The 26,638-nt window shown below is 71.1% G+C and carries 22 protein-coding genes and 1 pseudogene; 10 read left to right on the forward strand and 13 right to left on the reverse strand.

Annotation, left to right across the window (positions count from 1 at the left end; translation table 11 throughout):
- Window positions 1-5: 5 nt before the first annotated feature.
- The 3 genes from B072_RS0129545 to B072_RS0129555 form a co-directional block, all read right to left on the reverse strand.
- A complete protein-coding gene (locus B072_RS0129545; protein ID WP_018533574.1) occupies window positions 6-1,031 on the reverse strand; it encodes a DNA-3-methyladenine glycosylase family protein in 1,026 nt (341 codons plus the stop codon).
- A gap of 117 nt (window positions 1,032-1,148) precedes the next feature.
- Window positions 1,149-2,231: a sugar phosphate nucleotidyltransferase gene (locus B072_RS0129550; protein WP_018533575.1), complete on the reverse strand. Its 1,083-nt coding sequence runs from the start codon at window positions 2,229-2,231 to the stop codon at window positions 1,149-1,151.
- A gap of 89 nt (window positions 2,232-2,320) precedes the next feature.
- On the reverse strand, window positions 2,321-3,712 hold the full coding sequence (locus tag B072_RS0129555) for a peptidoglycan recognition protein (protein ID WP_018533576.1): 1,392 nt from the start codon (window positions 3,710-3,712) through the stop codon (window positions 2,321-2,323).
- 328 nt (window positions 3,713-4,040) lie between these two features.
- Between B072_RS0129555 and B072_RS0129560 the strand changes: the two genes are divergently transcribed.
- The 4 genes and pseudogenes from B072_RS0129560 to B072_RS0129575 all read left to right on the forward strand — a co-directional run bounded on the left by B072_RS0129560 (window position 4,041) and on the right by B072_RS0129575 (window position 10,071).
- On the forward strand, window positions 4,041-4,787 hold the full coding sequence (locus B072_RS0129560) for a TIGR03089 family protein (protein ID WP_018533577.1): 747 nt from the start codon (window positions 4,041-4,043) through the stop codon (window positions 4,785-4,787).
- A 189-nt stretch (window positions 4,788-4,976) separates the two neighbouring features.
- Window positions 4,977-6,065, forward strand: a pseudogene (locus B072_RS0129565) (LCP family protein); the annotation flags it as partial.
- A 590-nt stretch (window positions 6,066-6,655) separates the two neighbouring features.
- Complete coding sequence (locus tag B072_RS0129570) at window positions 6,656-8,317, forward strand: LCP family protein (protein ID WP_026246432.1); 1,662 nt, start codon at window positions 6,656-6,658, stop codon at window positions 8,315-8,317.
- Window positions 8,318-8,403: 86 nt separating this feature from the next.
- The gene (locus tag B072_RS0129575) at window positions 8,404-10,071 is read left to right on the forward strand and encodes an LCP family protein (protein ID WP_078506628.1); all 1,668 of its coding nucleotides are present in this window, start codon (window positions 8,404-8,406) and stop codon (window positions 10,069-10,071) included.
- 70 nt (window positions 10,072-10,141) lie between these two features.
- Here B072_RS0129575 and B072_RS0129580 read toward each other — a convergent pair whose 3' ends face one another.
- Complete coding sequence (locus B072_RS0129580) at window positions 10,142-11,176, reverse strand: glycosyltransferase family 2 protein (protein WP_018533581.1); 1,035 nt, start codon at window positions 11,174-11,176, stop codon at window positions 10,142-10,144.
- 234 nt (window positions 11,177-11,410) lie between these two features.
- Between B072_RS0129580 and B072_RS0129585 the strand changes: the two genes are divergently transcribed.
- Window positions 11,411-12,772, forward strand: a complete 1,362-nt coding sequence (locus B072_RS0129585; RefSeq protein WP_018533582.1) for an LCP family protein — start codon at window positions 11,411-11,413, stop codon at window positions 12,770-12,772.
- 24 nt (window positions 12,773-12,796) lie between these two features.
- Here the strand turns inward: B072_RS0129585 and B072_RS0129590 are convergent, their stop codons facing one another.
- Window positions 12,797-13,360, reverse strand: coding sequence for an acyl-CoA thioesterase (locus B072_RS0129590; RefSeq protein ID WP_018533583.1), 564 nt, complete (start codon window positions 13,358-13,360; stop codon window positions 12,797-12,799).
- A 120-nt stretch (window positions 13,361-13,480) separates the two neighbouring features.
- Here B072_RS0129590 and B072_RS0129595 point away from each other — a divergent pair, with 120 nt between their 5' ends.
- On the forward strand, window positions 13,481-14,764 hold the full coding sequence (locus tag B072_RS0129595) for an LCP family protein (protein WP_026246433.1): 1,284 nt from the start codon (window positions 13,481-13,483) through the stop codon (window positions 14,762-14,764).
- 134 nt (window positions 14,765-14,898) lie between these two features.
- Window positions 14,899-15,966, forward strand: a complete 1,068-nt coding sequence (locus tag B072_RS0129600; protein WP_043244967.1) for a MerR family transcriptional regulator — start codon at window positions 14,899-14,901, stop codon at window positions 15,964-15,966.
- 66 nt (window positions 15,967-16,032) lie between these two features.
- Here B072_RS0129600 and B072_RS0129605 read toward each other — a convergent pair whose 3' ends face one another.
- Window positions 16,033-17,190, reverse strand: a complete 1,158-nt coding sequence (locus B072_RS0129605; protein WP_018533586.1) for an acyl-CoA dehydrogenase family protein — start codon at window positions 17,188-17,190, stop codon at window positions 16,033-16,035.
- A gap of 175 nt (window positions 17,191-17,365) precedes the next feature.
- Here B072_RS0129605 and B072_RS0129610 point away from each other — a divergent pair, with 175 nt between their 5' ends.
- Window positions 17,366-18,691 (forward strand): UDP-glucose dehydrogenase family protein, encoded by a 1,326-nt coding sequence (locus tag B072_RS0129610; RefSeq protein WP_018533587.1) that lies wholly within the window; start codon window positions 17,366-17,368, stop codon window positions 18,689-18,691.
- A gap of 71 nt (window positions 18,692-18,762) precedes the next feature.
- Window positions 18,763-19,140 carry a VOC family protein gene (locus B072_RS0129615; protein WP_018533588.1) on the forward strand — a complete coding sequence of 126 codons (378 nt, stop codon included), beginning with the start codon at window positions 18,763-18,765 and terminating at the stop codon, window positions 19,138-19,140.
- Here B072_RS0129615 and B072_RS0129620 read toward each other — a convergent pair.
- The 4 genes from B072_RS0129620 to B072_RS0129635 form a co-directional block, all read right to left on the reverse strand.
- Window positions 19,137-20,198, reverse strand: a complete 1,062-nt coding sequence (locus B072_RS0129620; protein ID WP_018533589.1) for a dipeptidase — start codon at window positions 20,196-20,198, stop codon at window positions 19,137-19,139. The two genes, B072_RS0129615 and B072_RS0129620, sit on opposite strands and share 4 nt — an antisense overlap.
- 224 nt (window positions 20,199-20,422) lie before the next feature.
- Window positions 20,423-21,610, reverse strand: coding sequence for a dipeptidase (locus tag B072_RS0129625; RefSeq protein ID WP_043244968.1), 1,188 nt, complete (start codon window positions 21,608-21,610; stop codon window positions 20,423-20,425).
- Between the two features lie 13 nt (window positions 21,611-21,623).
- Window positions 21,624-22,148, reverse strand: a complete 525-nt coding sequence (purE, locus tag B072_RS0129630; protein WP_026246434.1) for a 5-(carboxyamino)imidazole ribonucleotide mutase — start codon at window positions 22,146-22,148, stop codon at window positions 21,624-21,626.
- On the reverse strand, window positions 22,145-23,296 hold the full coding sequence (locus tag B072_RS0129635; protein WP_026246435.1) for a 5-(carboxyamino)imidazole ribonucleotide synthase: 1,152 nt from the start codon (window positions 23,294-23,296) through the stop codon (window positions 22,145-22,147). Before B072_RS0129635 ends, purE begins: the two co-directional genes overlap by 4 nt.
- Window positions 23,297-23,479: 183 nt before the next feature.
- Here B072_RS0129635 and B072_RS0129640 point away from each other — a divergent pair, with 183 nt between their 5' ends.
- Window positions 23,480-24,046, forward strand: coding sequence for a GtrA family protein (locus B072_RS0129640; RefSeq protein ID WP_018533593.1), 567 nt, complete (start codon window positions 23,480-23,482; stop codon window positions 24,044-24,046).
- A gap of 11 nt (window positions 24,047-24,057) precedes the next feature.
- Here the strand turns inward: B072_RS0129640 and B072_RS0129645 are convergent, their stop codons facing one another.
- The 3 genes from B072_RS0129645 to B072_RS0129655 all read right to left on the reverse strand — a co-directional run bounded on the left by B072_RS0129645 (window position 24,058) and on the right by B072_RS0129655 (window position 26,560).
- Window positions 24,058-25,338, reverse strand: coding sequence for an ATP-binding protein (locus B072_RS0129645; protein ID WP_018533594.1), 1,281 nt, complete (start codon window positions 25,336-25,338; stop codon window positions 24,058-24,060).
- Between the two features lie 89 nt (window positions 25,339-25,427).
- Window positions 25,428-25,982, reverse strand: coding sequence for a transposase (locus B072_RS0129650; RefSeq protein WP_018529727.1), 555 nt, complete (start codon window positions 25,980-25,982; stop codon window positions 25,428-25,430).
- Complete coding sequence (locus B072_RS0129655) at window positions 25,979-26,560, reverse strand: helix-turn-helix domain-containing protein (RefSeq protein ID WP_018529728.1); 582 nt, start codon at window positions 26,558-26,560, stop codon at window positions 25,979-25,981. Before B072_RS0129655 ends, B072_RS0129650 begins: the two co-directional genes overlap by 4 nt.
- Window positions 26,561-26,638: the final 78 nt, after the last annotated feature.

The following is a 26,638-nucleotide window of genomic DNA, read 5'->3' on the forward strand; positions in this document are numbered from 1 at the left end:
GCCGCTCACCACTCGGCGATGTTCACCCTGCGCATCTTCGGTTGCCTGCGCGGGGGCGAGACCCCGGCGAGCAGGATCAGGCGGGCCGCCCGGTGGCGTTGGCCCTCGTACGGGGCGAGGAGTTCCAGCATGTCGGCGTCGGTCGCGTGTCGGTTGCCCGCGAGGGCGTAGCCGATGATGCCGGGCAGGTGCAGATCGCCGGTCGTGACCTCGTCCGGGGCGCCGTTCGTGCGCTGGATCGTCTCGGCGGAGGTCCAGGGGCCGATGCCGGGCACGAGTTCGAGGCGGGCGCGGGCCGGGACCGGATCCATGTGCGCCGCTTCTTCGAGGCGGCGGGCCACCTGCGCGGCCCTGATGATCGTCGAGGCGCGCTTGTTGTCGACGCCCGCCCTGTGCCACTCCCAGGACGGGATCCGGGTCCAGGTGTGCGGGTCCGGGGGGATCCGCAGGCGCAGGTCCTGCCCGCCGGCCGGGCCCGGGGCCGGTTCGCCGTACGTGTGCAGGAGCAGCCGCCAGGCCCGGTACGCCTCGTCCGTCGTGACCTTCTGTTCCAGGATCGACGGGATCAGGGACTCCAGGACCAGGCCCGTGCGGGCCAGGCGCAGCCCGGTGCGGCGGCGGGCCGATTCGGCGACCAGGCGGTGGCGGGGCTCGAAGGGGGCCGGATCGTCCAACGCGCCGAGCATCGCGGGGAGCCGGGTCAGGAACCAGTCGGCTCCCGGCCCCCAGGCCTGGGCCTGGACCGTGCCGTCGGGCCGGGACGTCAGGCGGAGGGTGCCCGGCCCTTCGGGGGTGCGGCTGGCACGCCACAGGGAGCCGTCGGGGGTGGTGCGGAAGGTCGGGTCCCCGGGGCCCCGGCGCAGGGGGCCGAGGGTGAGGCCGAGGTGGACGGGGGCCGCGGGCGCGTAGGTGCGGGTGGCGGCCGCCTGGGGCGGGATCGTGGGGGTGGCCGGGGGTACGCGCGTTTCGCCGCCGCGCACGGTGGTGCGGGTGGGTGTCTGGGTGCGCGGGATGTGTCGGCGGCCTGCCACGGGGGTCCTCTGTCGGGGCGGATGTGCCCTTCGAGGGTAGGCGGTCGGGGGCTGGGGCGGGGAGGAAGTCGCTCCCTCCTCCCCCACCCCGTGAACAGTGCGCCGTTCCCCGCGCCCCTATTGGTCCGAGGAGAAGCGGAGTGCCGCCGCGGGGAGGGTGGCGTCGCACCAGACGCGTACGCCTGTCCGGAGTTCGTTGTCCGCGCCCACGTGGGCGCCGTCGCCGATCACCGCTCCCGTGAGGACCGTGCGGGCGCCGACGCGGGCGCCCCGCCCGATCAGGGAATCCGTGATCACCGCGCCCGGTTCGATCACCGCGTCGTCCAGGACCGTGGAGCCGGAGATCCGGACGCCCTCGCCCACCTGGGCGTTCTCCCCGACGACCGTGCCGTCGGTCAGTTTGGCGTCCGCCGCCACCCGGGCCGTCGGCAGGACCAGACGGTCGCCGCAGCGGCCGGGGACCGCCGGGGACGGGGCGCGGCCCAGGACCAGGTCGGCCGAGCCGCGCACGAACGCCTGCGGGGTGCCGAGGTCCAGCCAGTACGTGGAGTCGACCATGCCCTGGAGGTGGGCGCCGGAGGACAGGAGGTCCGGGAACGTCTCCCGCTCGACCGAGACCGGGCGGCCCGCGGGGATCGTGTCGATGACCGAGCGGCGGAAGACGTACGCGCCCGCGTTGATCTGGTCGGTGACGATCTCTTCGGGGGTCTGCGGCTTCTCCAGGAACGCCGTCACCCGGCCCGTCGGGTCCGTGGGGACGAGGCCGTACGCGCGCGGGTCCTCGACGCGGGACAGGTGCAGGGAGACGTCCGCGCCGGTGCGCTCGTGCTCGTGGACCAGGGCTTCGATGTCGAGGCCCGTCAGGATGTCGCCGTTGAAGATCAGGACCGGGTCGTCGGGTCCTGAGCGCAGGTGCGAGGCGACGTTGCGGATCGCTCCGCCGGTGCCGAGGGGCTCGACCTCGGTGACGTACTCCAGGTGGAGGCCGAGGCGTGAACCGTCACCGAAGTACGGCTCGAAGACCTCAGCCAGGTACGACGTGGCGAGGACGATGTGATCGACCCCGGCCGCCTTCGCGCGGGCCAGTTGGTGGGTGAGGAAGGGCACACCGGCCGCCGGGACCATGGGTTTCGGCGTGTTCACGGTGAGTGGCCGAAGTCTGGTGCCCTTGCCGCCGACCAGGAGGATCGCTTCTGTCACCTGTCGTCTCTGCTTCCTGCTGGGGCCGGCCGAACTGTCTTTCGGCCGGCCAGTGTATGCAGACCGTTCGAGCCGCCCGGGAGCCGGCGTCAGCGGCCCTGGAGGTGGGCCGAGCTGCTACGGGCCGTGCCGAGCTTCTTGTAGAGACGGCGTCCCGGGCATTCGGTTGCGAACCCGTCCCGGTGGCCGGAGATTACCTTCAGCCGCACATTCTTTCCCTTGCGGTACAGATTGCCACCACCTGACTTGAGATATGTCGTCCCGCGGGGGTTCGCCCCGAACAGGCCGAGCTTCCAGGCGGTGAGGCGGGCGATGGCGTTCACGGCGGCGGCGGGCGGGTTCGAGCTGCCGAACGTGCCGAGCACGGCGACACCCATGCTGTTGGTGTTGAAGCCGAGGGTGTGGGCACCCATGACCGGCTTGGCGACTCCACCGGCCCGGCCCTCGTAGATGTTGCCGCACTTGTCCACGAGGAAGTTGTAGCCGATGTCACGCCAGCCGCTGCTCTTGACGTGGTAGCGGTAGATACTGCGAATGACCGAAGGGGCTTGTGAGCAGCGGTAGTTGTTGCCGGAGGCGCTGTGGTGGACGAAGGCCGCCTTCACCGTCTTCGTGTAGCCGAGCTTGCGCTCGCGCAGCTTCTCGTCGGCGCCCCAGCCCTTGCGCGTGATGATGCGCGGGCGCGGGCCGACGTAGGGGCGGGCCTGGGGCGCCCCGGCCTTCACCTCGGCCTCGCCGCCGCGGGCCGCGATGAGGTCGTCCTCCGTCTCCTTCTTGCTGAGGGCCGGGATGACGTTCGCGCCGAGCGGGGCGAGGTCGGCGTTCACGGCGGAGGCCGCGGCGGACTCGGCGGTGAGGGTCGCTCCGCGGGCCGTGTCGGACTGGGGGCCCTGGGCCGGGGGCTCCTCCCCCGGGTCCACGAGTTCCAGACGCAGGCCCTTGGGGAGCGGCTCGGCGGCCGGTTCGGTGGTCTGTCCCGCGGAGTGGCCGGTGGCGCGCGTCTCGTCCGCGGGTTCCGCCTGGACACGTACCTCCACTCCGTCGGAGTCGCCGACCCACAGGGGGGCCGTCGAACCGCGGACGGTGCCCGCGGTGTGCTCGTCCGTGTCGGGGTCGGGGGCGTCGTCGTTGTGGGTCTCCACGTCCTGCCAGGCGGACCAGGTGGTGGTGCCGGTGGTACGGGTGCGGACCTGTACGTGGCCGTGGAGTTGCGCGTCCGGGTTGTCCCAGACGACGCCGACGAGGGAGAACGGGCGGACGTCGCGTCGGTGCAGGCCCTGTTCCTGGAGGGAGCCTGCGGCGCGGGTGGTGGTGAGGGAGGCCAGGGGGAGGGACTGAGTGGTGCCCGGGAGCGACTCCTGCGCCGGGGGCGCCGCCGCGTGCGAGGCCGTGGGCAGGGTGAGCGGGAGGGCGAGGGCGGCCGCGCAGGTGACGCCGATCGAGGAAGCAAGGAATCCACGCATGCCCACGATCGTGGTCATAGCGGGACGGTTCCGGCCAATGGGGCGGGTCATATGGGTGTTGCGGGGGCGTGGAGGGGGAGCCGGGGTGAAGCCGGGGTGAAGTCGGGGGTGGCCGTTGGGGGGTGACGGGGTGTTGGGGGTGCGGGGCCTGCCGGGCCGGGCCGGGCGTGGGAGGTGGCGGGTCGTGGGGCGTGATCGGGTCGCGCCCGGGTGGGGGCCGGAGGGTGCGCTCGCCCCGCGCCGGGGGCCGCCTCGCCCACCCTGCCGCCCTTGGCGGCAGATTGCCCAAGGCTGCGGGCTGCGGAGCGCCCGAGGGCTGGTGGACAGGGGCGCCTAGGGTGGGGGTGTGAATGTTGTTGGTCGTACTCCCGCCGCCCTGCTCGACGACGCCCTTCGGGCCGATCCGGGGCGGCCCCTCGTCACCTTCTACGACGACGCCACCGGGGAGCGCGTGGAGTTGTCCGTGGCCACGTTCGCGAACTGGGTGGCCAAGACCGCCAATCTGCTGCAGGGGGATCTGGGCGCCGAGCCCGGGGACCGGGTCGCCGTGCTGCTGCCCGCGCACTGGCAGACCGCCGTGTGGCTGCTCGCCTGTTCGTCGGTCGGGGTCGTCGCCGAGGTCGGCGGGGACCCGGCCGGCGCCGATCTCGTCGTCAGCGGGCCCGACACCCTGGACGCCGCCCTGGCCTGTTCCGGCGAGCGGGTCGCGCTCGCGCTGCGGCCGCTGGGCGGACGGTTCCCGCAGCCGCCCGCCGGGTTCGTCGACTACGCGGTCGAGGTGCCGGGGCAGGGCGACCGCTTCGCCCCCTTCGTGCCCGTCGGGCCCGACGAGCCGGCGCTCGCCCTCCCCGGGGCCGGCCTCGAACTCACCGGCGCCGAGGTCGTGGAGAAGGCCCGCGCCGAGGCCTCCGCACCGGGCGCGCGGCTGCTGTCCGGGCTCGGCTACGACACCTGGGAGGGGTTGAGCGCCGGGCTGTACGCGCCGCTCGCGACCGGCGGTTCCGTGGTGCTCTGCCGCCACCTGGACCGGCTCGGCGACGAGGGCCTCGCGCAGCGCGTCGAGAGCGAGCGGGTCACCGCCACCGTCCGCTGACAGCCCGTACCGTCTCCCCCGGTCCGGCGCACGGCGCGCTGATCCGACCGGGGGCACGACACCGGCTCCGAGCCGCCCGCTCCCCCGTTCGGCCCACCTCCCCCGGCCCGTCGCCGCCGACGGGTCCATGGTCGTAGAGACGCGTTCTGTGTTTGCCGTGCTTTCTACGTCGCCGAGGGGGAGTCACACGTGTCCGAACCTGCCGTCACGCCGCCGCCCGGACCGGGCGCCGGATCGTCCCCCACCGGCGCCGGGCGGATCCGCAGACGGCGGAGGTGGCTGCGGAACACGGCGATCGGCGTGGCGTTCCTGGTGCTCGCGGCGGGCGGGGCGGGCTGGATCGCGTACGAGAAGCTCGACGGGAACATCACCTCGGACCAGGCCGCCGCCGACGAACTCGCCCGCTACGAGAAGGAACGGCCCACCGTCCTGGTCGAGGGGGCGCAGAACCTGCTGCTCGTCGGGTCCGACTCACGGGCCGGCGAGAACGGGAAGTACGGGCACAACGACGGCACCCAGCGCTCCGACACGACGATCCTGCTGCACGTGGCCGCGGACCGGAAGAGCGCCACCGCCGTCTCCTTCCCGCGCGACCTGATGACCGACGTGCCGGCCTGCCGCAAGCAGGACGGGGCGCGGACCGAGCCCATGTTCGCGATGTTCAACTACGCCTTCGAGGTGGGCGGTTCGGCCTGCACGATCCGAACGGTCGAGAAGATGACGGGAGTTCGGATCGACCACCACATGGTCGTGGACTTCCAGGGGTTCAAGAACATGGTCGACGCCGTCGACGGCGTCGAGGTGTGCCTGGACAAGCCGATCGACGACGCCGACGCCCATCTGAAGCTGCCGGCCGGGCGCCACGTCCTCGACGGTGAGCAGGCCCTCGGCTACGTACGCGCCCGCAAGACCCTCGGCAACGGCAGCGACACCGACCGGATGGACCGCCAGCAGCGCTTCCTCGGCGCCCTCGCCACGAAGATGCAGAGCAGCGACGTCCTGCTGAACCCGGCGAAGCTGTACCCGGTGCTCGACGCCGCCACCTCCTCCCTGACCACCGACCCGGACCTGGCCAGCCTGCGCGGGCTCTACGACCTCGTGCGCGGGATGCGCAACATCCCGGCCGAGCGGATCCAGTTCCTGACCGTGCCGCGGCAGTCGTACATCTACAACGCCAACCGCGACCAGCTCGTCCAGCCCGCCGCCGACCGGCTGTTCGCCCGGATCCGCACCGACGCTCCGGTGGTGGTCTCGGAGGGGACCCCGGCCGAGGTGCGGGCCGAGAGCGAGCAGGAGGACGGAGGTCAGGACGAGTCCGGAATGTCGGGCGAGGGCACTTCCTACGAGGACGACTACTCGTACGAGGGTGGAGACGAAGACGCGTACGAGGACGACTACGACGACTCCTACGACGAGGGGTACGAGGGACCCGAGCGCAGCGGGCCGCACACGTCCGGCGGCAGGGCCGGCGACGGCGGGTCCGGCAACGGCGCGCACAGCGACGGCAAGCCCGGCGATCGCGCCCCCTCCCCCACGGCCTCCCCGTCCTCCTCCTCGTCCTCGACGCCCTCTCCCGCCCCTACTTTCCGCGGCAACACAGCCGCCCAGGACGCCTGCGGGTAAAGGAGAAGTCATCAGGCGGCACACAGGTTTCAAGAAATGGTCCGGATTGCCCAGTTGTAGGGGAGTGGAATTTGTCACCGCCGTCGCTTGACGCTGAACTGGGCGGATAGTGTGAGCGATCCGGTGCACCCGGCCATGCTTCGATTCTTCGTCGGCGAGGTCGCGCACTGCTTACCGACTTGACCGGGCGCCCGCTTTGAGGGGGGTGGGGCGCCGCGTGGCCCCGACGGAGGACGCAGAAAACCGTGGACGCGCAAGGCCGTGGGCGGGCTGACAACAACGTCGATCCCGCAGACCAGTGGGTGCTCAATCCCCAGACTGGCGATTACGAACTGAGACTGGCTCCTTCCGGTGAGCAGTCGGCGGTGCCGGGTCCCCGGCGCAGCGCTTCTCGGGGACGCCGGCAGGACGTCCCCGCTCAGCGCAGGCGACGTGAGCCGCAGGCACAGGCCCCGGCTTCCGGCCGGCGGCGCTCGAAGCCGAAGAAGAAGTCGAAGGGCAAGAAGATCGTGCTCTGGTCGACCGGCAGCCTGGCCTTCGTGGTCCTCGCCGCCGCGGCCGGCGGCTACTTCTACTACCAGCACCTGAACGGGAACATCACCGTCACCGACACTCCCGAGGCGAAGAACAGCTTCAGCAAGGACGAAGCGTTCAACATCCTCGTCATCGGTACGGACAAGCGCACCGGCAAGGGCAACGAGGGCTACGGAGACAAGGGCAGCGTCGGCCACGCCGACACCAACATCCTGCTGCACGTCTCCAAGGACCGGACGAACGCGACCGCGCTGAGCATCCCGCGCGACCTCATCGTGGACGTCCCGGACTGCACGGGCGCCGACAAACAGATCATTCCCGGCACCAGCCAGGTCCGCTTCAACACCAGCCTCGGGCAGGACGGTCGCGACGCGGGCTGCACCATGAAGACGGTCAAGGCGGTCACGGGCATCACCCCGGACCACTTCATGATGGCCGACTTCAACGCGGTGAAGACGCTGACCAGCGCGGTCGGCGGCGTGAACGTCTGCGTCGGCAAGGACATCGACGACCCGGACTCGCACCTCAAGCTCTCCAAGGGCACCCACAACCTGGAGGGCGAGCAGGCCCTCGGCTTCCTGCGCACCCGGCACAGCTTCGGCAACCAGGGAGACCTGGACCGGATCAAGGTGCAGCAGCAGTTCCTGGGATCCCTCGCCCGCAAGATGAGCTCGGGCGACACCATCACGAACCCGTACAAGCTGACCAGGCTCGCCGAGGCCGCGACCAAGGCGCTCACGGTCGACCAGGGCATAGGGACACTCAACAAACTCAAGGACGTCGCCCTGGAGTTGAAGAAGGTCCCGACGAAGAACATCTCGTTCGTCACCACGCCGGTCGTCGACAACCCGACGGAGAAGGTGCACGCCACCGTCGTCCTCAACGACTCCCAGGCGCCCGGGGTCTTCAACGCGATCAAGAACGACGTCTCGCTGACGGAGACGAAGAAAAAGAAGAAGGCCGCCGAGTCCGCGAAGCTGAAGGGCACGAAGGCGGACGCGTCCGAGGTGCGCGTCGACCTCTACAACGGCAGCGAGAAGACGGGCGCGGCGCAGGAGACGCTGACCTGGCTGCAGAACAGCGAGGGCGTCCTCAAGTCCAGCCAGCTGGGCAACAAGCCGACGCAGGCGAAGACGACACTGGAGTACTCGCCCGACCAGGCCGACCAGGCGCGGCGGCTCGCCGACATCATGGGGCTGCCGGCCTCCGCGCTGAAGCCGGGCAAGAGCGAGAAGAACGACCAGGGCCTGCCGGCGATGATCCTCGTCCTCGGCAAGGACTTCCAGGGTGCGGGGACACCCATCGACGGCTCTTCGGCAAAGGCGCCGGACGTCGTGAAACAAACAGCTGACAAGACTGTGTGCGCCACGTGACCAACCCCGGCCGCCCTTCGACTGTCTGAGTAAGAGACAGAGGGCGGCCGAGGTGTAGGCACAGGGGCGGGGAGGGCGGGCGGGACATGGGGCGAAGCGGTGTGCGCGGGGAGCGTTCACGGCCGGACGGCCGGAGCAGGCCGACGGCGCGAGCCGGTCAACCGGGGTGGGACGAGTCCGTCCACGAGCACCCCGGGGACAGGCACGGTCCCGACGACGGCCCTGCCGACGACAGGCCACATGGCCACCGGCGCAAAGGGGCCCGCGGCAAACGGAGAGGGTTTCGAATACTTCGCTGGACCGCGGGCGTGCTCGCGGTCCTGGTGCTCGGCACGGCCGGCGCCGGCTACCTCTGGTATCGACACCTGAACGGCAACATCAAGACGGCCGATCTCAACATCGGCGAGCACAAGGCCGCGAAGCCCACGCCGAACGCGGCCGGGCAGACCCCGCTGAACATCCTGCTGATCGGCTCCGACGACCGTAACAGCAAGGAGAATCTGCGCCTCGGCGGGCACAAGGCGAGCGTGGGCGCGGCCCCGCTGGCCGACGTGCAGATGCTGCTGCACCTGTCGGCCGACCGCACCAACATGTCGGTGGTGAGCATGCCGCGCGACAACCTCGTCAAGCTGCCCAAGTGCACCGACCCGGACAGCGGCAAGGTGTACGAGGCGTCGGTCGGCCGGGAGATGGTGAACTCCTCGCTGGGCCGCGGCGGCCCCGGCTGCACGGTCGCCACCTGGGAGGAGATCACCGGCATCCACATCGACCACTTCCTCATGGTCGACTTCGCGGGTGTGGTGGAGATGGCGGACGCGGTCGGCGGCGTACCGGTCTGTGTCGACGCCAATTTCATCGGGCGGCGGGGCGGTTCCGGCGAGGGCACCGACCTGAAGCTGAAGAAGGGCACGACGTCCGTCCAGGGCGAGCAGGCCCTGCAGTGGTTGCGGACCCGGCACGGCTTCGAGGACGGCACCGACATCGCCCGCTCCAAGGGGCAGCACATGTACATGAGCTCGATGGTGCGCCAGCTGCGCAAGAACGCGACGTTCACCCACCCGAACAAGCTGCGCATGCTCGCCGAGAAGGCGACGGACGCACTCAAACCCGACGACGGCCTGAACACCATCAAGAAGCTGTACGACCTCAGCAACGAGCTGAAGAAGCCCGAGCCGGACCGGATCACGATGACGACCATGCCGTTCCGGTACGTGGGCGCGCGCGTCGAGCAGACACCCGCGGCCGATACCCTCTGGCGCGCACTCCGCGACGACGTCGCGCTGGACGGCAAGAGCAAGAAGAAGTCGACGACCAAGGTCTCCGACGATCCGGCCGCGGCCGACGACAAGATCGCGGTGCAGGTGCGCAACGGCACGCGTACGGCGACGACGGTCGCGGTCCCCGGTCGGGCCTCGCAGGTGCGGCAGGTACTCATCGGCAAGGGCTTCGCGCGGGCGGTCGCGGACCAGTCGCCGTCCACCGCCGAGGACAGGACCGTGATCCGCTTCCCGTCCGACGACCTGGAGGGCGATGCCCAGGCGGTCGCCAAGTCCCTCGGGATTCCGCTGAGTTCGGTGAAGAAGACGACGGACGTGTCCGCGGTGACGCTGACCGTGGGCGCCGACTGGACGACGGGCACCGCCTATCCGAAGTCCGCGGGCGACGACGACGCGGACAAGGCGCTGGACAAGAACCAGACGCAGAACGGCGCGGAGGCCAAGTGCATGCACGTCCAGGACGGCTACACCTGGTAGCGCGGCCCCGGTAGCGGAAACAGCGAGGGCACGGGAGGCCGACTCCCGCGCCCTCGCTGTCGGTCGTCCGTCAGCCGGCGGCCAGTACCGCGGGCCTGCGCGACGCGATGACCTTCTTCGCGAGGGCCTTGGGGCTGGTGAGGAAGCCCCAGCCCCACGTCATGTGCATGGTGGCGAGGGCGACGGGGATCTGGGCGCGCGCCTTGAGCGGCAGCCCCTTGCCCGCCGGGAGGGAGCCCGCCACGATCGCCGCGAGATAGCCGCCGGGGACCACGAAGCCCCACGGGGTGAGCGCCGCACCCACCACGATGCCCGCGGCGATCGCGCAGACCGCGGCCGGCGGGGCGAGGTAGCGCAGGTTGATGGAGCCCGAGTGGTAGCGGGCGACGACGTGGCGCCAACGCCCGTAGTCCTTGTACTGCTTGGCGAGCGCCTTCACGGAGGGCCGCGGGCGGTACGAGACCTTCAGCTCGGGCGAGAACCAGATGAGGCCGCCGGCCTCACGGATCCGGAAGTTCAGCTCCCAGTCCTGGGCGCGGATGAACTCCTCGTTGTAGCCGCCCTGTTGCTCCAGCGCCTCGCGCCGGAAGACGCCGAGGTAGACGGTGTCGGCGCGCTGCGCCTCGCCGCCCGTGTGGAAGACCGCGTTGCCCACGCCGATCTTCGAGGTCATCGCGGCGGCGACGGCCTGCTCCCAGGCGTTGGTGCCCTCGGCGTGCATGATGCCGCCGACGTTCATCGCGCCGGTCTCCTCCAGGAGGCGGACGGCGGTGGCGATGTAGCCGGCCGAGAGCGCGGCGTGGCCGTCGACGCGGACCACGACCGGGTGGCGGGAGGCCTTGATCGCGGCGTTCAGGGCGGCGGGCGTACGACCGGTCGGGTTCGGCACCGTGTGCACGCTGGGGTGCTCCGCGACGAGCTGCGCGGCGATCTCGTCGGTACGGTCGGCGGACGGACCGAGGGCGAGCACGACCTCCATCTCGCCGTCGTACTCCTGCGCCAGGATCGCCTCGACGGCCTCGCGCAGGTGCCGCTCCTCGTTGAGGATCGGCATGATCACGGATACGGCCGGAAGCGGCTGGGCGGTATTGGCGTTGGCGTTCATCGGCGCTCACGTTACCGCTAATGGGGGACACGGGCGCGCGGCGGCCGGGTCGCTACCGCGGGCAGCAGATCGTACCGGCCTACGGTGCCAGGGCCTGTCCCACGCCCACCTTCTCGGAGGTGCTCCCCCGTGCCCACGCCGCCCCGCTCCCCCGCCCGTCCGCAGCGTCCCCCGCGGCCCGGGCAGGGCCGCCGACCGGCCGAGCCGCCGCGCAGGAAGAAGCCCCGGTGGGCGATGCGGGTGGCGACCACGTTCTCCGTGACCGTCCTGGCCGCCGCCGGGATCGGGCACGCCCTGGTCACCGGTCTGGACACCGGGATCGAGCGCATCGACCCGTTCAAGGACATGAAGAACCGCCCGGCGGCCGGGCACGGGATGAACCTGCTGCTCGTCGGCACCGACGGCCGCGACAGGATCACCGAGGAGGAGCGGCGGAAGTACAAGCTCGGCGGCGCCCCCTGCCACTGCACGGACACGATCATGATCGTGCACATCTCGGACGACCACGAGCGCGCCTCCGTCGTCTCGCTCCCCCGTGACTCCTACGCCGAGATGCCGCCGCACACGGACATGAACAGCGGCGACGAGCACCGCTCGCACCCCGTGAAGATCAACGCGGCGTACGCGGAGGGCGGCCCGCAGCTCACCGTGCGCACCGTCGAGCACATGACGCACGTGAAGATCGACCACTACCTGGAGGTCGACTTCACCAGCTTCATGAAGACGGTCGACGAGCTGGGCGGCGTCGAGGTGTGCACCACCCGCCCGCTCAAGGACTCGTACACCGGTCTCGACCTGGGCATCGGCACCCACAAGCTGGACGGCGGCCAGGCCCTGCAGTACGTGCGGGCGCGGCACACGGACGGCGCGGGGGACCTCGGCCGGATGCAGCGCCAGCAGCGCTTCCTGGCCTCGATGATCGCGGAGACGACGTCGTCCGGGGTGCTGCTCAACCCGGTCCGCTTCCGTGACGTCGCCCGTACGCTGCTGAAGTCGGTCCGCGCCGACAAGGGCTTCGGCACCGACGAGATGGTCGACCTGGCCCGCGCGATGCGGAACTTCTCGCCGTCGTCCTCGGAGTTCACGACCGTGCCGATCGGCAACATCAGCTACCCGGTCAAGGGCATCGGCTCCACCGTGAAGTGGGACGAGGAGAAGTCCGGGAAGCTCTTCCAGGCGCTGCGCGACGACAAGCCGCTGGCCCCGCACCGGGCGAAGAAGAAGGCGACCGTCGTCGACGTCTCGCCGCAGCAGATCCGGGTGCAGGTCGAGAACGCGACGATGACGGCGGGGCTCGGCAAGAAGGCCGACGCGGCACTGAAGGGGACCGGGTTCCGGACCACCGGGGCGCCGGTGAACGCGGCCGACCGCTCCGTGAAGCGGACCACCGTGCTGTACGACCCGCGCTGGGACCGGTCCGCGAAGTCGCTGGCCACCGCGCTTCCCGGGGCCCGGATGCAGGCCGTCAAGGGGCAGGGCGCCGTACTGAAGGTGCTGGCCGGGGCCGACTACAAGGGCGTACGGGCCGTGCGGGCCGAGGACGCGTACCAGGGCGAGTTCGGGGCGATCACCGGGGACCAGGTCGTCTGCCCCTGACGGCGGCGCGGGGACCGCGTCCGGCTACAGGTCGTCGTTCAGGCCCTCGGCGATGCGCTGCTCCCGCAGCTCCTTGATCGCGCGGCGCCGCGCGAGGCGGTGCTGGCGCCGGATCTGGGCCTCCTGGTTGCGACGGCGGTCCTTCTCCGTCTCCAGCTCCACCGGGGGGACCGGGCGCGGCTTGCCGTCCGCGTCGACCGCGGCGAAGACCAGGTAGGCGGAGCCGACGCGGGTCGGGGGCGTCGACTCGTTCCAGCGCTCGGCCAGGACGCGGACGCCGATCTCCATCGACGTACGGCCCGTCCAGTTGCACTGCGCGCGGACGTGCACGAGGTCGCCGACGCGGACCGGCTCCATGAACACCATCTCGTCCATGGAGGCGGTGACCGCGGGGCCGCCCGAGTGGCGCCCGGCGACCGCGCCCGCGACATCGTCGACCAGCTTCATGATCACGCCGCCGTGCACGGTCCCGAGCAGGTTCGTCTCGGCCGCCGTCATGATGTGGCTCAGGGTCGTGCGGGACGCCGAGATCGGCTTGCCCTGGAGCGTGTCCCGGGCGTCCTCGGGCGGTATGGCGTGATCGGTCATGGTTCAACAGTATGGCCCGCGATCAGAAGCGGTCGCGTTTGTGTCAGCTCTGCAACAGCCCCGGTCCGATTCCTCACACGCCCTTGTGGGGCACACAGCCGCTCACTGCACACTGTTCCAATGAGCGATTGGCCCGACGGGCGGAGCGACAGGCAGCGCGGCGGCGGCCGCGGCGGTTACGGCCGTGGCAGCGCGAGCGCGCGCCCCGAGGGCGCCCGGGTGATGCCGCACGTGCAGCGGCCGGTGCCGCAGCAGCAGCCCTCGTACGACGACGGGTACGACGACCTGCACCGCCAGGAGCCGTCGCGGCAGCAGGGGTACGACAGCGGCTACAACACCGGGCAGGTCTACGGCCAGCACGGCCGCGCCGGCGGCAACGGCGGCGGTGACGACTTCGGGCCGCCGAGCGGGCGCCCCGCGCGCACCCCGAACTGGCGCAAGCGCATCAAGTGGACGGCGATCACGCTGGTCACCGTGCTCGTGGTCACCAGTGTCGCCACGTACTTCTGGGCCGACTCCAAGCTGCACCGCGACGTCGACCTGTCCAAGGTGATCGACCGGCCCGAGGCGGGCGACGGCACGAACTACCTGATCGTCGGCACCGACAGCCGTGAGGGCATGTCCGCCGCGGAGAAGAAGGAGCTGCACACGGGCTCCGCCGAGGGCAAGCGCACGGACACGATGATGCTCCTGCACGTGGGGGACAACGGGGACACGCTCGTCTCCCTGCCCCGCGACTCGAACGTCACGATCCCGACCTTCAAGGGCGCCGAGTCCGGCAAGACCTACCAGGGCACCGGCCGCCAGGTGAAGCTGAACGCCGCGTACGCGGAGGACGGCCCCGAACTGCTGGTGCGCACCGTCGAGGCCAACACCGGCCTGCACATCGACCACTACGCGGAGATCGGCTTCGGCGGCTTCGCGAGCATCGTGGACGCGGTCGGCGGCGTCGAGATGAACCTGAAGCAGGGCTTCAAGGACAAGTGGTCCGGCGCCGACTTCAAGGCCGGCAAGCAGACCCTGGACGGCCAGCAGGCCCTCGCCTTCGTCCGCACCCGGCACGCCTTCGCCACGTCCGACCTGCAGCGCACCAAGAACCAGCAGGCGTTCCTGGCCGCGCTCGCCCACAAGGTGGCGTCCCCGACCACCGTCATGAACCCGTTCAAGCTCTACCCGACGCTGGGCGCGGGCCTGGACTCGCTCGTCGTCGACAAGGACATGAGCCTGTGGGACCTGGGCTCGATGTTCCTGGCGATGAAGTCGGTCTCCGGCGGTGACGGCAAGTCGATGAACATGCCGACGGCCGGCAGCGTCGGCGGCAACCTGCTCTGGGACAAGACGAAGGTGAAGCAGCTCGTCGAGCAGTTCAACAACGACGAGAAGGTGACGGTGACGAGCAGCTGAGCTCGGTCCCCTTCCTGATTCCGTAGGTCGATGGGCCCCGCCGGTTCGCCCGGCGGGGCCCGTCGGCGTACGGGGAGAGCCGGGTTGACCCTCGACCTTGTGCAGGGCCCAGAGTCCCGGGTGTGGAGAACGACATGCGCAGCATCGGCGAGATGGCCCGCGACAGCGGCCTGGGCGTGAGCGCCCTGCGGTTCTACGACCGTGCCGGTGTGCTGGTCCCGGCCTGGGTGGATCCGGTGAGCGGATACCGCTGGTACGAACCCGCGCAACTGGAGGAGGCCCGGCTGCTGGCCCGGCTGCGCCGGGCCGGGATGCCGCTCGCGGACATCCGGCTGGTCCTCGCCGGCTGGTCGGGCGCGGACGGCGATCTGGTCCGCAAGCTGCTCACGGCGCACCTGCGCCGCCTCGAACAGGGGCTGGCCGATGCCCGCGAAGAGTTCTCCGCGCTCCGGTCCCGACTCGATCTCAGGGAGAACGGCATGACCTCGCTCCGCACCGCCACCGCCCACCTGTCCGTCGCCGCGCCCGAGCTGGCGGCCGCTCTGGACGCGGTCCGTTTCGCGGTGAGCACCGATCCGGAACTGCCGATGCTCGGCGGGATCCTGTGCGACGTCGAGGGCGAGGGCCTCCACGTCGTGAGCACCGACCGGTACCGCATGGCGATCGCGCGGGCCGCCGTCACCGGGCACGACGGGGACCGGGTGCGGGCCATCGTGCCCACCCCGCTCGCCGACGCGATGCGGGCGCTCCTGGACGGCGAGGGACCCGTGCGGCTCTCCCTCGACGGGGACCGCGTGACGCTGGAGGCCGGGGGCCGGCAGGTGGCCGGGCAGTGCCTCGACCACGACTTCCCCGACTACCGCCGCCTCCTCCCCCGGGCGGCGACGCGCCGCACCGTCGTCGAGGTGGCGGCCCTGCGCGAGGCCCTGGAGACCGGCCCCGTCCGTGCCGGGGAGGGCGGGGCGCCCGACCTCAGCGTGCTGCGTGTGGCGGACGGCGGCGCGGTGACCCTCTGCGCCGACGGCGACGCGGACCCGGACCGGGTCGCCGTCAACCGCGGGTTCCTGCTGGACGCGCTGGCCGCCGGGGCCCGGGACCGGCTGGTCCTGGAGCTCGGCGCCGCCACGGCGCCGCTCACGATCCGCCGGCCCGACGACGAGGGCACCTTTTCGATGCTGATGCCGGTCCGGCTGGAGGACTGAGGGCCCGTACACGGCGCAAGGGCGCCCGGTTCTCCGGGCGCCCTTGCGTTGTCGGCCGGTGGACGGCTACGGCAGGTTGCGCGCCATGACGATGCGCTGGACCTGGTTCGTGCCCTCGTAGATCTGCGTGATCTTGGCGTCGCGCATCATGCGCTCCACCGGGTAGTCACGGGTGTAGCCGTAGCCGCCGAGCAGCTGGACGGCGTCCGTGGTGACCTCCATCGCGACGTCCGAGGCGAAGCACTTGGCGGCCGCGCCCTGGAAGGTGAGGTCCTTGTCGCCGCGCTCGGACTTCGCCGCGGCCTGGTACGTCAGGGCGCGGGCGGCCTCGATCTTCATGGCCATGTCGGCGAGCATGAACTGGATGCCCTGGAAGTCGGCGATCGGCTTGCCGAACTGCTTGCGCTCCTGGACGTAGCCCTTGGCGTAGTCGAGGGCGCCCTGCGCGACACCGAGCGCCTGCGCGGCGATCGTGATGCGGGTGTGGTCGAGGGTCTTCATCGCCGTGGCGAAGCCGGTGCCCTCGGCGCCGATCATGCGGTCGGCGGGGATGCGAACGTTGTCGAGGTAGACCTCGCGGGTCGGCGAGCCCTTGATGCCGAGCTTCTTCTCCGGGGCGCCGAAGGAGACACCCTCGTCCGACTTCTCGACGACGAAGGCGGAGATGCCCTTCGAGCGCTTCTCGGGGTCGGTGACCGCCATGACCGTGTAGTACTCGGAGACGCCGGCGTTGGTGATCCAGCGCTTCACGCCGTTCAGCACCCAGTCGTCGCCGTCGCGGACCGCACGGGTCTTCATGCCCGCCGCGTCCGAACCGGCGTCCGGCTCGCTCAGGCAGTACGAGAACATCGCGTCGCCCTTGGCCAGCGGGCCCAGGTACTTCTTCTTCAGCTCCTCCGAGCCGGAGAGGATGACGGGCAGGGAACCCAGCTTGTTCACCGCCGGGATCAGGGAGGAGGAGACGCAGGCGCGGGCCACCTCCTCGATCACGATGACCGTGGCGAGCGCGTCGGCGCCGGCGCCGCCGTACTCCTCCGGTACGTGCACGGCCGCGAGGTCGGCCGCGACGAGCGCGTCGAGGGCCTCCTGCGGGAAGCGGGCCTCCTCGTCGACGGCGGCCGCGTACGGGGCGATCTTCGCCTCGGCCAGCGCGCGGATCGTGTCGCGGAGCATGTCGTGCTCCTCGGACGGGCGGTAGAGGTCGAAATCAGCCGATCCGGCCACGGGTCTCACGCTCCAAGCGATGCTAATTACCGTTAAGTAACCCGAATTTTAGGTGCCTGCCCACGAGGCGGATACGTGAGCTATACGACAGCGGGAATGTGCCCGGTGAGCACGTCAACCACGCGCGACTATGCTCGTGCATCGCACGAAAGTCCCCAGACCTCTGGAGCACCGTATGGCCCCCAAGATCACCGTGATCGGCACCGGCTACCTCGGCGCCACGCACGCCGCGGCCATGGCCGAGCTCGGCTTCGAGGTGCTCGGCCTTGACGTGGTGCCCGAGAAGATCGAGATGCTCACACGGGGCGAGGTCCCCATGTACGAGCCCGGTCTGGAGGAGCTGCTGCGCAAGCACGTCGCCGGGATCGAGGGGGCCAGCGGGCGGCTGCGCTTCACGATGGACTTCGCCGAGGCCGGCGACTTCGGGGACGTGCACTTCGTGTGTGTGAACACGCCGCAGAAGCACGGCGAGTACGCGTGCGACATGAGCTACGTGGACGCCGCGTTCGCCTCCCTCGCACCGCACCTGAAGGCGGGCTCCCTGGTCGTCGGCAAGTCGACCGTGCCGGTCGGCTCGGCCGCGCGCCTCGCCGAGCTGCTGCCCGAGGGCGCGGAGCTGGCGTGGAACCCGGAGTTCCTGCGCGAGGGCCTCGCCGTGAACGACACCCTGCACCCGGACCGGATCGTGGTCGGTGTCGGCAGCGAGCGGGCCGAGAAGCTGCTGCGCGACGTGTACGCGACGCCGCTGTCGGAGGGCACGCCGTTCGTGGTGACCGACTTCCCGACCGCCGAGCTGGTGAAGACCGCGGCGAACTCGTTCCTGGCCACCAAGATCTCCTTCATCAACGCCATGGCCGAGGTGTGCGAGGCCGCGGGCGGCGACGTCGCGAAGCTCGCCGAGGCCATCGGCCACGACGAGCGGATCGGGCGCAAGTTCCTGCGCGCCGGGATCGGCTTCGGCGGCGGCTGCCTGCCCAAGGACATCCGGGCGTTCATGGCGCGCGCGGGCGAGCTCGGCGCCGACCAGGCGCTGACCTTCCTGCGCGAGATCGACTCCATCAACATGCGGCGGCGCGGCGCCATGGTCGAGATGGCCCGTGAGGCGCTCGGCGGCGGTGCCTTCCTCGGCAAGCGGGTGGCCGTGCTCGGCGCCACGTTCAAGCCGGACTCGGACGACGTACGGGACTCGCCCGCGCTGAACGTCGCCGGGCAGATCCACCTCCAGGGCGGCCAGGTCACGGTCTACGACCCCAAGGGCATGGACAACGCCCGGCGGCTCTTCCCGACCCTCGGGTACGCGGAGACGGCGCTCGACGCGGTGCGCGGCGCGGATGTCGTGCTGCACCTGACCGAGTGGCGGGAGTTCCGCGAGCTGGACCCGGCGGAGCTCGCCGCGGTCGCCTCGGACCGGGTGATCCTGGACGGGCGCAACGCGCTGGACGCTTCGCTGTGGCGGGCGGCCGGGTGGACGTTCCGGGCGATGGGCCGGCCCTCGGCGTAGCGCCTCCGAGGGCACCGGCGTTCCCTGCGAGTCTGTCTGCAGGTAGCCCTTGGAAGCCCCTTGGAGGAGTCATGGCCGTCGCACGGTTGCGCGCCGTCGTCCTGGACTGTCCCGATCCGCGTGCGCTCGCGGAGTTCTACGCGGCGCTGCTCGGCGGCACGCCCACCCGGAACCCCGACGAGGACGACTGGATCGACCTGGAAGTGCCGGGCGGGCATCCGCTCGCCTTCCAGGAGGCCCCGGGGTACGTACCGCCGCCCTGGCCCTCGCCGCACGGGGCGCAGCAGTTCCACCTCGACGTGACCGTCGACGACCTGGACGCCGGGGAGAAGCAGGTGCTGACGCTCGGCGCCACGGTCCTCGACAACGAGGACCGGACCCGCGCCTGGCGTGTCTACGCGGACCCGGTGGGCCATCCCTTCTGCCTCTGCGTCGACGAGGGCGTCTAGGGCGTCGCCGTCGAAGGGCCCCTGCGGCGGCGCGCCGCCCGGGACGTGAACTCGGCGGCGCGCAGCACTCGTTGGACGTTGCCCCAGGTGAGCAGCGCGAGGTCCGGCTCGGGCCAGCCGCGGTCGAGGAGTTCCGCGATCAGCGCCGGGTAGCCCGAGGCGTCGCCCAGGCCCTCGGGGTGCGCGTCCCCGGTGTCGTACATCCCGGAGAGCCCGACCGAGGCGGGGCCCGCGACGCGGCGTACGTGGTCGAGGTGGTCGGCGACGTCGCGCAGCGCGGGGCCGGTCCTGGCCACCGAACAGGGCACCAGGCACAGGCCCTTGTTGGCGCCGAGGTCGGCGAGCAGGTCGTCGGGGACGTTGTCCGGGTGGCCGTTGAGGGCACGGGCGCCGGCGCGGGTGAGCAGCACGGGGGCCTTGGACACACCGAGGACGCGGGTGGCGGTCGCCGGGGTGGCGCCGGTGAGGTCGACGAGCATGCCGAGCCGGTTCATCTCCCGCACGACCTCTTCGCCGAACCGGGTCAGGCCCTCCTCGCACTCCGTCCAGCCGGTGCCGGACAGGGTGAGCGCGCGCAGGCCGAGGGCGTGCAGGGCGCGCAGCGTGCCGAGGGAGTCGCCGGTGGCGACGGCCGGGGCCGGGCCGACGACGACGGCGATGCGGCCGTGCGCGCGGGCGTCGGCGGTCTCGGACGCGGAGCGGGCCAGGCGCAGGCCGTCCGGGTAGCGGGCGACGACGTTGTTGACCAGGTCGATCTGTTCCAGGGTCGCGGTGACGGGACGGTCGGCGCCGGGGTCGAGGGCCCACAGCAGGGCGCCGGTGCCGCCCGCGCGCAGTCGCGGCAGGTCGGTCTCGACGGAGCTCTCGCCCAGTTCGAGGTCGTACCAGGGCAGGGTGCGCAGGGTTTCCGGCAGTCCGCAGTAGCCGTCGGCCACGGGGTGCCGGGCGAGCAGCGTGTGCGGGTCGGGAGCAGGGGCGGGTTCGGGTGTGGGTGGGAGTCCGAGCTCGCCCGCCTCTGCGGGGGCGGTGACTTCGACTTCGTCCTGTACGTCTGCCATGGCAGGGCTCCGGAGACCGGTGGGGCGGCGTTCGGACCACCGTGACATGTACAGCAGCGCGGGGCTTGGTGGGCTGGGCCGAACGGGGCACGCTGAAGTGCCCCGTCAGGGGCGCGGGGAACTGCGCGACCGGCCCCCACCGGGCGATCACCCGCGAACGGCGCTGTAGTGACCGCCCGAGGCTGCGGCGCCGGCCCGAGGCGGCGGGCGCAGACCGAGACGGTTCAGGTGTCCAGTTGTTCCAAGGTCGCGTTCGACGGGCCCCGTCGGGGCCGGAGGTCCCGGGCGACGTCCTCCGCCGCACCCAGCACCCGCACCGCGTTGCGCCACGTCAGCTTCGTCAGGTCGTCGTTCGACCAGCCGCGGTCGATCAGCTCGGCGATCAGGTTCGGGTAGCCGGAGACGTCGCCCAGGCCGTCCGGGGTGAACGCCGTGCCGTCGTAGTCGCCGCCGATGCCGATGTGGTCGACGCCCGCGACCTCGCGCATGTGGTCGAGGTGGTCGGCGACCGTCGAGACGGTCGCGATCGGGCGCGGGTGCGCGTCCTCGAAGGCACGGTGCAGCTTCATCGCGTCGGGGGACGTGTCGAGGTGGTGGAAGCCGTGCGCGCGCAGGTTCTCGTCGGCGGCCGCCGTCCAGTCGACCGCCGCCTGGAGGACGAACTTCGGGACGAAGGTCGCCATCGCCACTCCCCCGTTGCCGGGCAGGCGCTCCAGCACGTCGTCGGGGATGTTGCGCGGGTGGTCGCAGACCGCGCGCGAGGACGAGTGCGAGAAGATCACCGGCGCTTCGGTGACGTCCAGCGCCGCCCGCATCGTCGTCGCGGCGACGTGCGACAGGTCGACGAGCATGCCCTCGCGGTTCATCTCCCGGACCACCTCGCGGCCGAAGGCCGACAGGCCGCCGACCCCGGGCTCGTCCGTCGCCGAGTCCGCCCACGCGATGTTGTCGTTGTGGGTGAGGGTCATGTAGCGCACGCCGAGCGCGTACAACGCCCGCAGCGTGGCGAGGGAGTTGTTGATCGAGTGCCCGCCCTCGGCACCCTTCAGGGACGCGATGCGCCCTTCCCGCCGCGCCGCCTCCATGTCCGCGGCCGTCAGCGCGGCCCGCAGGTCGCCCGCGTACCGCGCGGTCAACTGGTCGACGCAGTCGATCTGTTCGAGCGTGGCGCTGACCGCCGCGTCGCCCGTCAGATCCGTACGGACGTACACCGACCAGAACTGCGCGCCGACGCCACCGGACCTGAGCCGGGCCAGGTCGGTGTGCAGGTGCGCGCTCTGGTCGGCGGCGATGTCGCGTGCGTCGAGGTCGTACGTGACCTGGTTGCGCAGCGCCCACGGCAGGTCGTTGTGCCCGTCGACGACGGGGAACTCGGCGAGCAGCTCACGGGCCCGCTCCACAGACGTACTCATACGGCTACCGCGCTCACTTTCCGAAGCCGAAACCGGCCCCGGCGCCCTCGACCTTGGCGCGCAGCCGCTTGCCCTTCTCGGTGGCCTGGTCGTTCAGGTCCTGCTGGAACTCCTTCATGCGGCCGAGGAGTTCCTCGTCGTGCGCGGCGAGGATGCGCGCGGCGAGCAGCCCCGCGTTGCGCGCGCCGCCGACGGAGACCGTGGCGACCGGGACGCCGGCCGGCATCTGCACGATCGACAGCAGCGAGTCCATGCCGTCGAGGTACTTGAGCGGGACGGGGACACCGATGACCGGAAGCGGCGTCACCGACGCGAGCATTCCGGGCAGATGCGCGGCGCCGCCGGCGCCCGCGATGATGGCTTTCAGGCCGCGCTCGGCGGCGTGCTCGCCGTAGGAGATCATCTCGTGCGGCATGCGGTGCGCGGAGACGACGTCGACCTCGTACGGGATCTCGAACTCGTCGAGGGCCTTCGCCGCGGCCTCCATGACGGGCCAGTCGGAGTCCGACCCCATGACGATTCCCACCACCGGGCTCATTCGGTAATCGTCCCCTTCAGGTATCCGGCGGCGTGACGAGCGCGGTCCAGTACGTCGTCCAGGTCGTCGCCGTAGGTGTTGACGTGGCCGACCTTGCGACCGGGCTTCACGTCCTTGCCGTACATGTGGATCTTCAGCTGCGGGTCGCGGGCCATGCAGTGCAGGTACGCGCTGTACATGTCCGGGTAGTCGCCGCCGAGGACATTGCACATGACCGTCCACGGCGCGCGCGGGCGCGGGTCGCCGAGCGGCAGGTCGAGGACGGCGCGCACGTGGTTCGCGAACTGGGACGTGATCGCCCCGTCCATCGTCCAGTGGCCGGAGTTGTGCGGTCGCATCGCCAGTTCGTTGACCAGAATGCGTCCGTCGCGGGTCTCGAAGAGCTCGACCGCGAGGTGGCCCACGACACCGAGCTCCTGGGCGATGCGCAGCGCGAGTTCCTGCGCCTCGCCCGCCAGGGCCTCGTCGAGTTCGGGGGCCGGCGCGATCACCGTGTCGCAGACGCCGTCGACCTGCTGGGACTCGACGACGGGGTACGCGACCGCCTGGCCGTGCGGGGAGCGGACCACATTGGCCGCCAGCTCCCGTACGAAGTCGACCTTCTCCTCCGCGAGGACCGGCACGCCCGCCTTGAACGGGTCGGCGGCCTCGGCCGCGGAGCGCACGAACCACACGCCCTTGCCGTCGTAGCCGCCGCGCACGGTCTTGAGGATGACCGGGAAGCCGTCGCCGTCGCAGGAGCCCTCCGCGGCGAAGGCCACCACGTCGGCCGCGTCGGCCACGATGCGGTGGCGCGGGCACGGCACGCCGAGACCGCTGAGCTTCGCGCGCATCTCGCCCTTGTCCTGGGCGTACAGCAGCGCGTCGGGCCCCGGCCGGACGGGGATGCCGTCCGCCTCCAGGGCCCGCAGGTGCTCGGTGGGTACGTGTTCGTGGTCGAAGGTGATCACGTCACAGCCCCGCGCGAAGGCACGCAGCGTGTCCAGGTCGCGATAGTCGCCGACCACGACATCGCCGACGACCTGCGCCGCGGAATCCTGCGGGGTGTCACTGAGGAGCTTGAATCTGATGCCGAGCGGGATGCCTGCCTCGTGTGTCATACGAGCGAGCTGGCCGCCGCCGACCATGCCGACTACCGGGAACGTCACCTCTCCAGGGTATCGGCCATTTGACCGGTTCCCACACGGCCCTCGGCTTGTAGGAAAGCACTGGAGGAGACCTTTCGCGCCGCCCACAGGCGAGTGAGCGGGCCCGTGGTTAGCATGGCTGGGTCGGCCCTGCGGGGTCGCGTGACCGGACAAACGGGGATCGACGGGGGTTGAGGCGACGATATGAGCGTGACCACCGACCGACGGGCGAGCGGTTCCGGGGGTCCTGGCGCACTGCGGCTGCGGTTCGCGGCCCTGGCCCGTGAGGTCGCCAAGTTCGGCGTCGTCGGCGCCCTGGGCGTCCTCGTGAACTTCGCGGTCTTCAACCTGATGCGGCACGGCACCGACCTCCAGGTGGTGCGGGCCAGTGTGATCGCGACGGTCGTCGCCATCGTCTTCAACTACATCGGGTTCCGCTACTTCACCTACCGTGACCGCGACAAGAGCGGCCGCGCCAAGGAACTCACGCTGTTCCTGCTGTTCAGCGTCGTCGGGCTCGTCATCGAGAACGGGGTCCTGTACGCGGCGACGTACGGCTTCGGCTGGGACAGCCCGCTGCAGAGCAACATCTTCAAGTTCCTCGGCATGGGGATCGCGACGCTGTTCCGCTTCTGGTCGTACCGGACCTGGGTGTTCCGCGCCCTGCCCGCCCGCGAGGCCGTGGCCAGCGCGGAATCGTTCCTCGACGACTCCGCGACCGCGCCTTCCCCCGCTCCCGCCTCCCCTCCCGCCGTCCAGCGGGTCAAGTAGGCCGGGCTCGGCTACCTGATCGTCTGCTCCGGACCCGCCACGTCGTCCGACGCCTTCTTCAGCGGCGTACGCGACAGGAACAGGCCGAAGACCGGCGGGCTCGCCTGGAGCATTTCGAGGCGGCCGCCGTCGGCCTCGGCCAGATCCCGGGCGACCGCGAGGCCGATGCCCGTCGAGTTCCGGCCGCTGATCGTGCGCTCGAAGATCCGCGAGCCCAGCTCCGGGGGGACGCCCGCGCCCTCGTCCGTGACCTCGATGACGGCCTGGTTGCCGGTGACGCGGGTGCGCAGGGCGACGGTGCCGCCGCCGTGCATCAGCGAGTTCTCGATCAGTGCCGCGAGGACCTGGGCGACCGCGCCGGGCGTGCCGACCGCCGTGAGGTGGCGCTTGCCGGAGGAGACGATGGCGCGGCCCGCGCTGCGGTAGGCCGGGCGCCACTCCTCCAGCTGCTGCTTGATCACCTCGTCGAGGTCGAAGGTGACGGCGGAGCCGGTGCGCGGGTCGCGGGCGTTGGTCAGCAGTCGCTCCACGACGTCGGTGAGCCGCTCGACCTGCGTGAGCGCGATCGTCGCCTCCTCCTTCACCTCGCTCAGGTCCTCGGTCATCGTGATCTCCTCCAGGCGCATGGAGAGCGCCGTGAGGGGCGTGCGCAGCTGGTGCGAGGCGTCGGCGGCGAGGCGTCGTTCGGCCGTCAGCATGCGGGCGATGCGCTCGGCGGAGCCGTCCAGTACGTCGGCGACCCGGTCCAGCTCGGGGACGCCGTAGCGCTTGTGGCGGGGGCGCGGATCGCCGGAGCCGAGGCGCTCCGCGGTGGAGGCCAGGTCGGTGAGCGGCGACGCGAGGCGGTTGGCCTGCCGTACGGCGAGCAGCACGGCGGCGACGATCGCGAGCAGCGCCACCCCGGCGATGAGCAGCAGGGTGCGGCCGACCTCGCGGGTCACCTCGGAGCGGGGCTCCTCGACGGTGACCTTCTCGCCCTGTTCCCCGTCGGCGGTGTACTTGATGACCTCGCCGTCCGGTTTCGTACCGATCTCGATGGGGTCGCGGCCGGGCATGTCGATCTCCGCGTACCGCTCCCCCGCGACCTGGTCCCTGAGGATGTCGCCGGTGATCTGCTCGTCGCTGAGCAGTCTGCTGTCGACGATGGAGGCGAGGCGGACGGCCTCCGACTCCACGCGTTCCTGGGCGCTGTTCGTGATGGTCCGGGTCTCCACGATGACGAGGGAGACCCCGAAGACGGCGATCACGACCAGGACTACGGCGAGCGTGGAGTTGATCAGTCGGCGGCGCATGGTTTCAGTGTCCCGGATGAGGTGCTCGCCCCTTCAGGGGCGCGAGCATCCAGGACGAGACCCGGGGCGGAGAACTAGTGCTGGATTCCTCAAAGGCGGTACTCAAAACGGCGCCGGAGGGTGCGGGTGGGTGGGGGTGGTCGGCCCCAGATCCAGGGTTTGGCGCGGGCGTTGAGCTGGGCGGTTGCCACGGCGGTGACCTCGGCGATGTCGTCAGGGCCGCAGAAGGAGCGTCCTGCCAGCGCGGCCTTGCGGAAGATGCGCCACCAGCCTTCCTGGAGGTTGAGCCAGCAGGCCCCCACCGGGATGAACGCGTGGAAGATCCTCGGGTGATCCTCGAGCCACTCGAGGGTGGACTTGCTGTTGTGAGAAGACAGGTTGTCGGTCACGATCCAGATCGGCCCAGCCGGGTTGGCGTCCTCGACCTTGTGGAGGAACTGCTGGTAGTTGACGCTATTGCGGGAGGAAGCGGTCGTGGTGATCTCGATGCCGTCGCGCACCCGCAGCCCTCCGTAGACCCAGGTCTTCTCCGGACCGCGGCTGTAGTCGAGCTCCGCCTTGATCCGGTGCCCGTCCGGTGACCAGCCGGGCGCGGGCGCAAAGGCGCGCGGGATGACCGGCCCGAGTTCGTCCGCGCAGATCACCGTGGCGTCCGATGGCGGGTCGGTGTAGAGGCCGACGATCCTCGTCCTTTTGGGGCGAACTCCGGGTCACGGCTGGTGGTCCAAGTGCGGGTACGGCGCCAGCGCACGCCCTCGGCCAGCAGGATCCGCCGGACCTGGGACCGTCCCACCTGAATGCCCTCGGCCTGGGCGGTGGCGGCCAGGGCGTCCAGGGTCCACTCCTCCGGCCCGGTCACGTCGGCCGCCCACAGCTCGTTAGACGGCTGGACCTCCAGCCGTCCGGGCGGGGCCAGCTTGACCAACGCGATGATGCGGGATCGTTCGTCCTCGGTGATCCGGCGCTTGCGCCCGCACCCGGGCCGGTCCCCGAGCCCGTCCAGGCCCTGAGCGTTGAACCGGCACAACCACTTGCGGACCGTCTTGTGATGGCAGCCCAGCCGGGCCGCGATCACCGGAACGCGCAGGCCATCCCAGCTCAGCGCGATGATCCTCGCCCGCAGGATCCAATCGGCCGGCGCGTGCCTCGCCCCGGCCAGCCTGCGGACCTTGATCTCCTCCGCCTCGTCCGAAGCCGGACGGGCCAACAGCAACTTCGGCACAGCAACTCGCCCCCGAGCAGCCCGAATCAGCACCCCTCATGACTACACCTACCCCGCCAAAGAGGAATCCAGCACTAG

It is taken from the genome of Streptomyces sp. HmicA12 (assembly GCF_000373565.1).
In the GTDB taxonomy this organism is placed as follows: domain Bacteria; phylum Actinomycetota; class Actinomycetes; order Streptomycetales; family Streptomycetaceae; genus Streptomyces.

Coding starts and splice junctions, on each gene's coding strand:
- B072_RS0129645 (WP_018533594.1), bottom strand. CDS start 25,338: ATGCGCCGCCGACTGATCAACTCCACGCTCGCCGTAGTCCTGGTCGTG.
- B072_RS0129620 (WP_018533589.1), bottom strand. CDS start 20,198: ATGGCAGACGTACAGGACGAAGTCGAAGTCACCGCCCCCGCAGAGGCG.
- purE (WP_026246434.1), bottom strand. CDS start 22,148: ATGAGCCCGGTGGTGGGAATCGTCATGGGGTCGGACTCCGACTGGCCC.
- B072_RS0129625 (WP_043244968.1), bottom strand. CDS start 21,610: ATGAGTACGTCTGTGGAGCGGGCCCGTGAGCTGCTCGCCGAGTTCCCC.
- B072_RS0129600 (WP_043244967.1), top strand. CDS start 14,899: ATGCGCAGCATCGGCGAGATGGCCCGCGACAGCGGCCTGGGCGTGAGC.
- B072_RS0129590 (WP_018533583.1), bottom strand. CDS start 13,360: ATGACCGATCACGCCATACCGCCCGAGGACGCCCGGGACACGCTCCAG.
- B072_RS0129615 (WP_018533588.1), top strand. CDS start 18,763: ATGGCCGTCGCACGGTTGCGCGCCGTCGTCCTGGACTGTCCCGATCCG.
- B072_RS0129640 (WP_018533593.1), top strand. CDS start 23,480: ATGAGCGTGACCACCGACCGACGGGCGAGCGGTTCCGGGGGTCCTGGC.
- B072_RS0129555 (WP_018533576.1), bottom strand. CDS start 3,712: ATGACCACGATCGTGGGCATGCGTGGATTCCTTGCTTCCTCGATCGGC.
- B072_RS0129585 (WP_018533582.1), top strand. CDS start 11,411: ATGCGGGTGGCGACCACGTTCTCCGTGACCGTCCTGGCCGCCGCCGGG.
- B072_RS0129575 (WP_078506628.1), top strand. CDS start 8,404: ATGGGGCGAAGCGGTGTGCGCGGGGAGCGTTCACGGCCGGACGGCCGG.
- B072_RS0129580 (WP_018533581.1), bottom strand. CDS start 11,176: ATGAACGCCAACGCCAATACCGCCCAGCCGCTTCCGGCCGTATCCGTG.
- B072_RS0129595 (WP_026246433.1), top strand. CDS start 13,481: ATGAGCGATTGGCCCGACGGGCGGAGCGACAGGCAGCGCGGCGGCGGC.
- B072_RS0129610 (WP_018533587.1), top strand. CDS start 17,366: ATGGCCCCCAAGATCACCGTGATCGGCACCGGCTACCTCGGCGCCACG.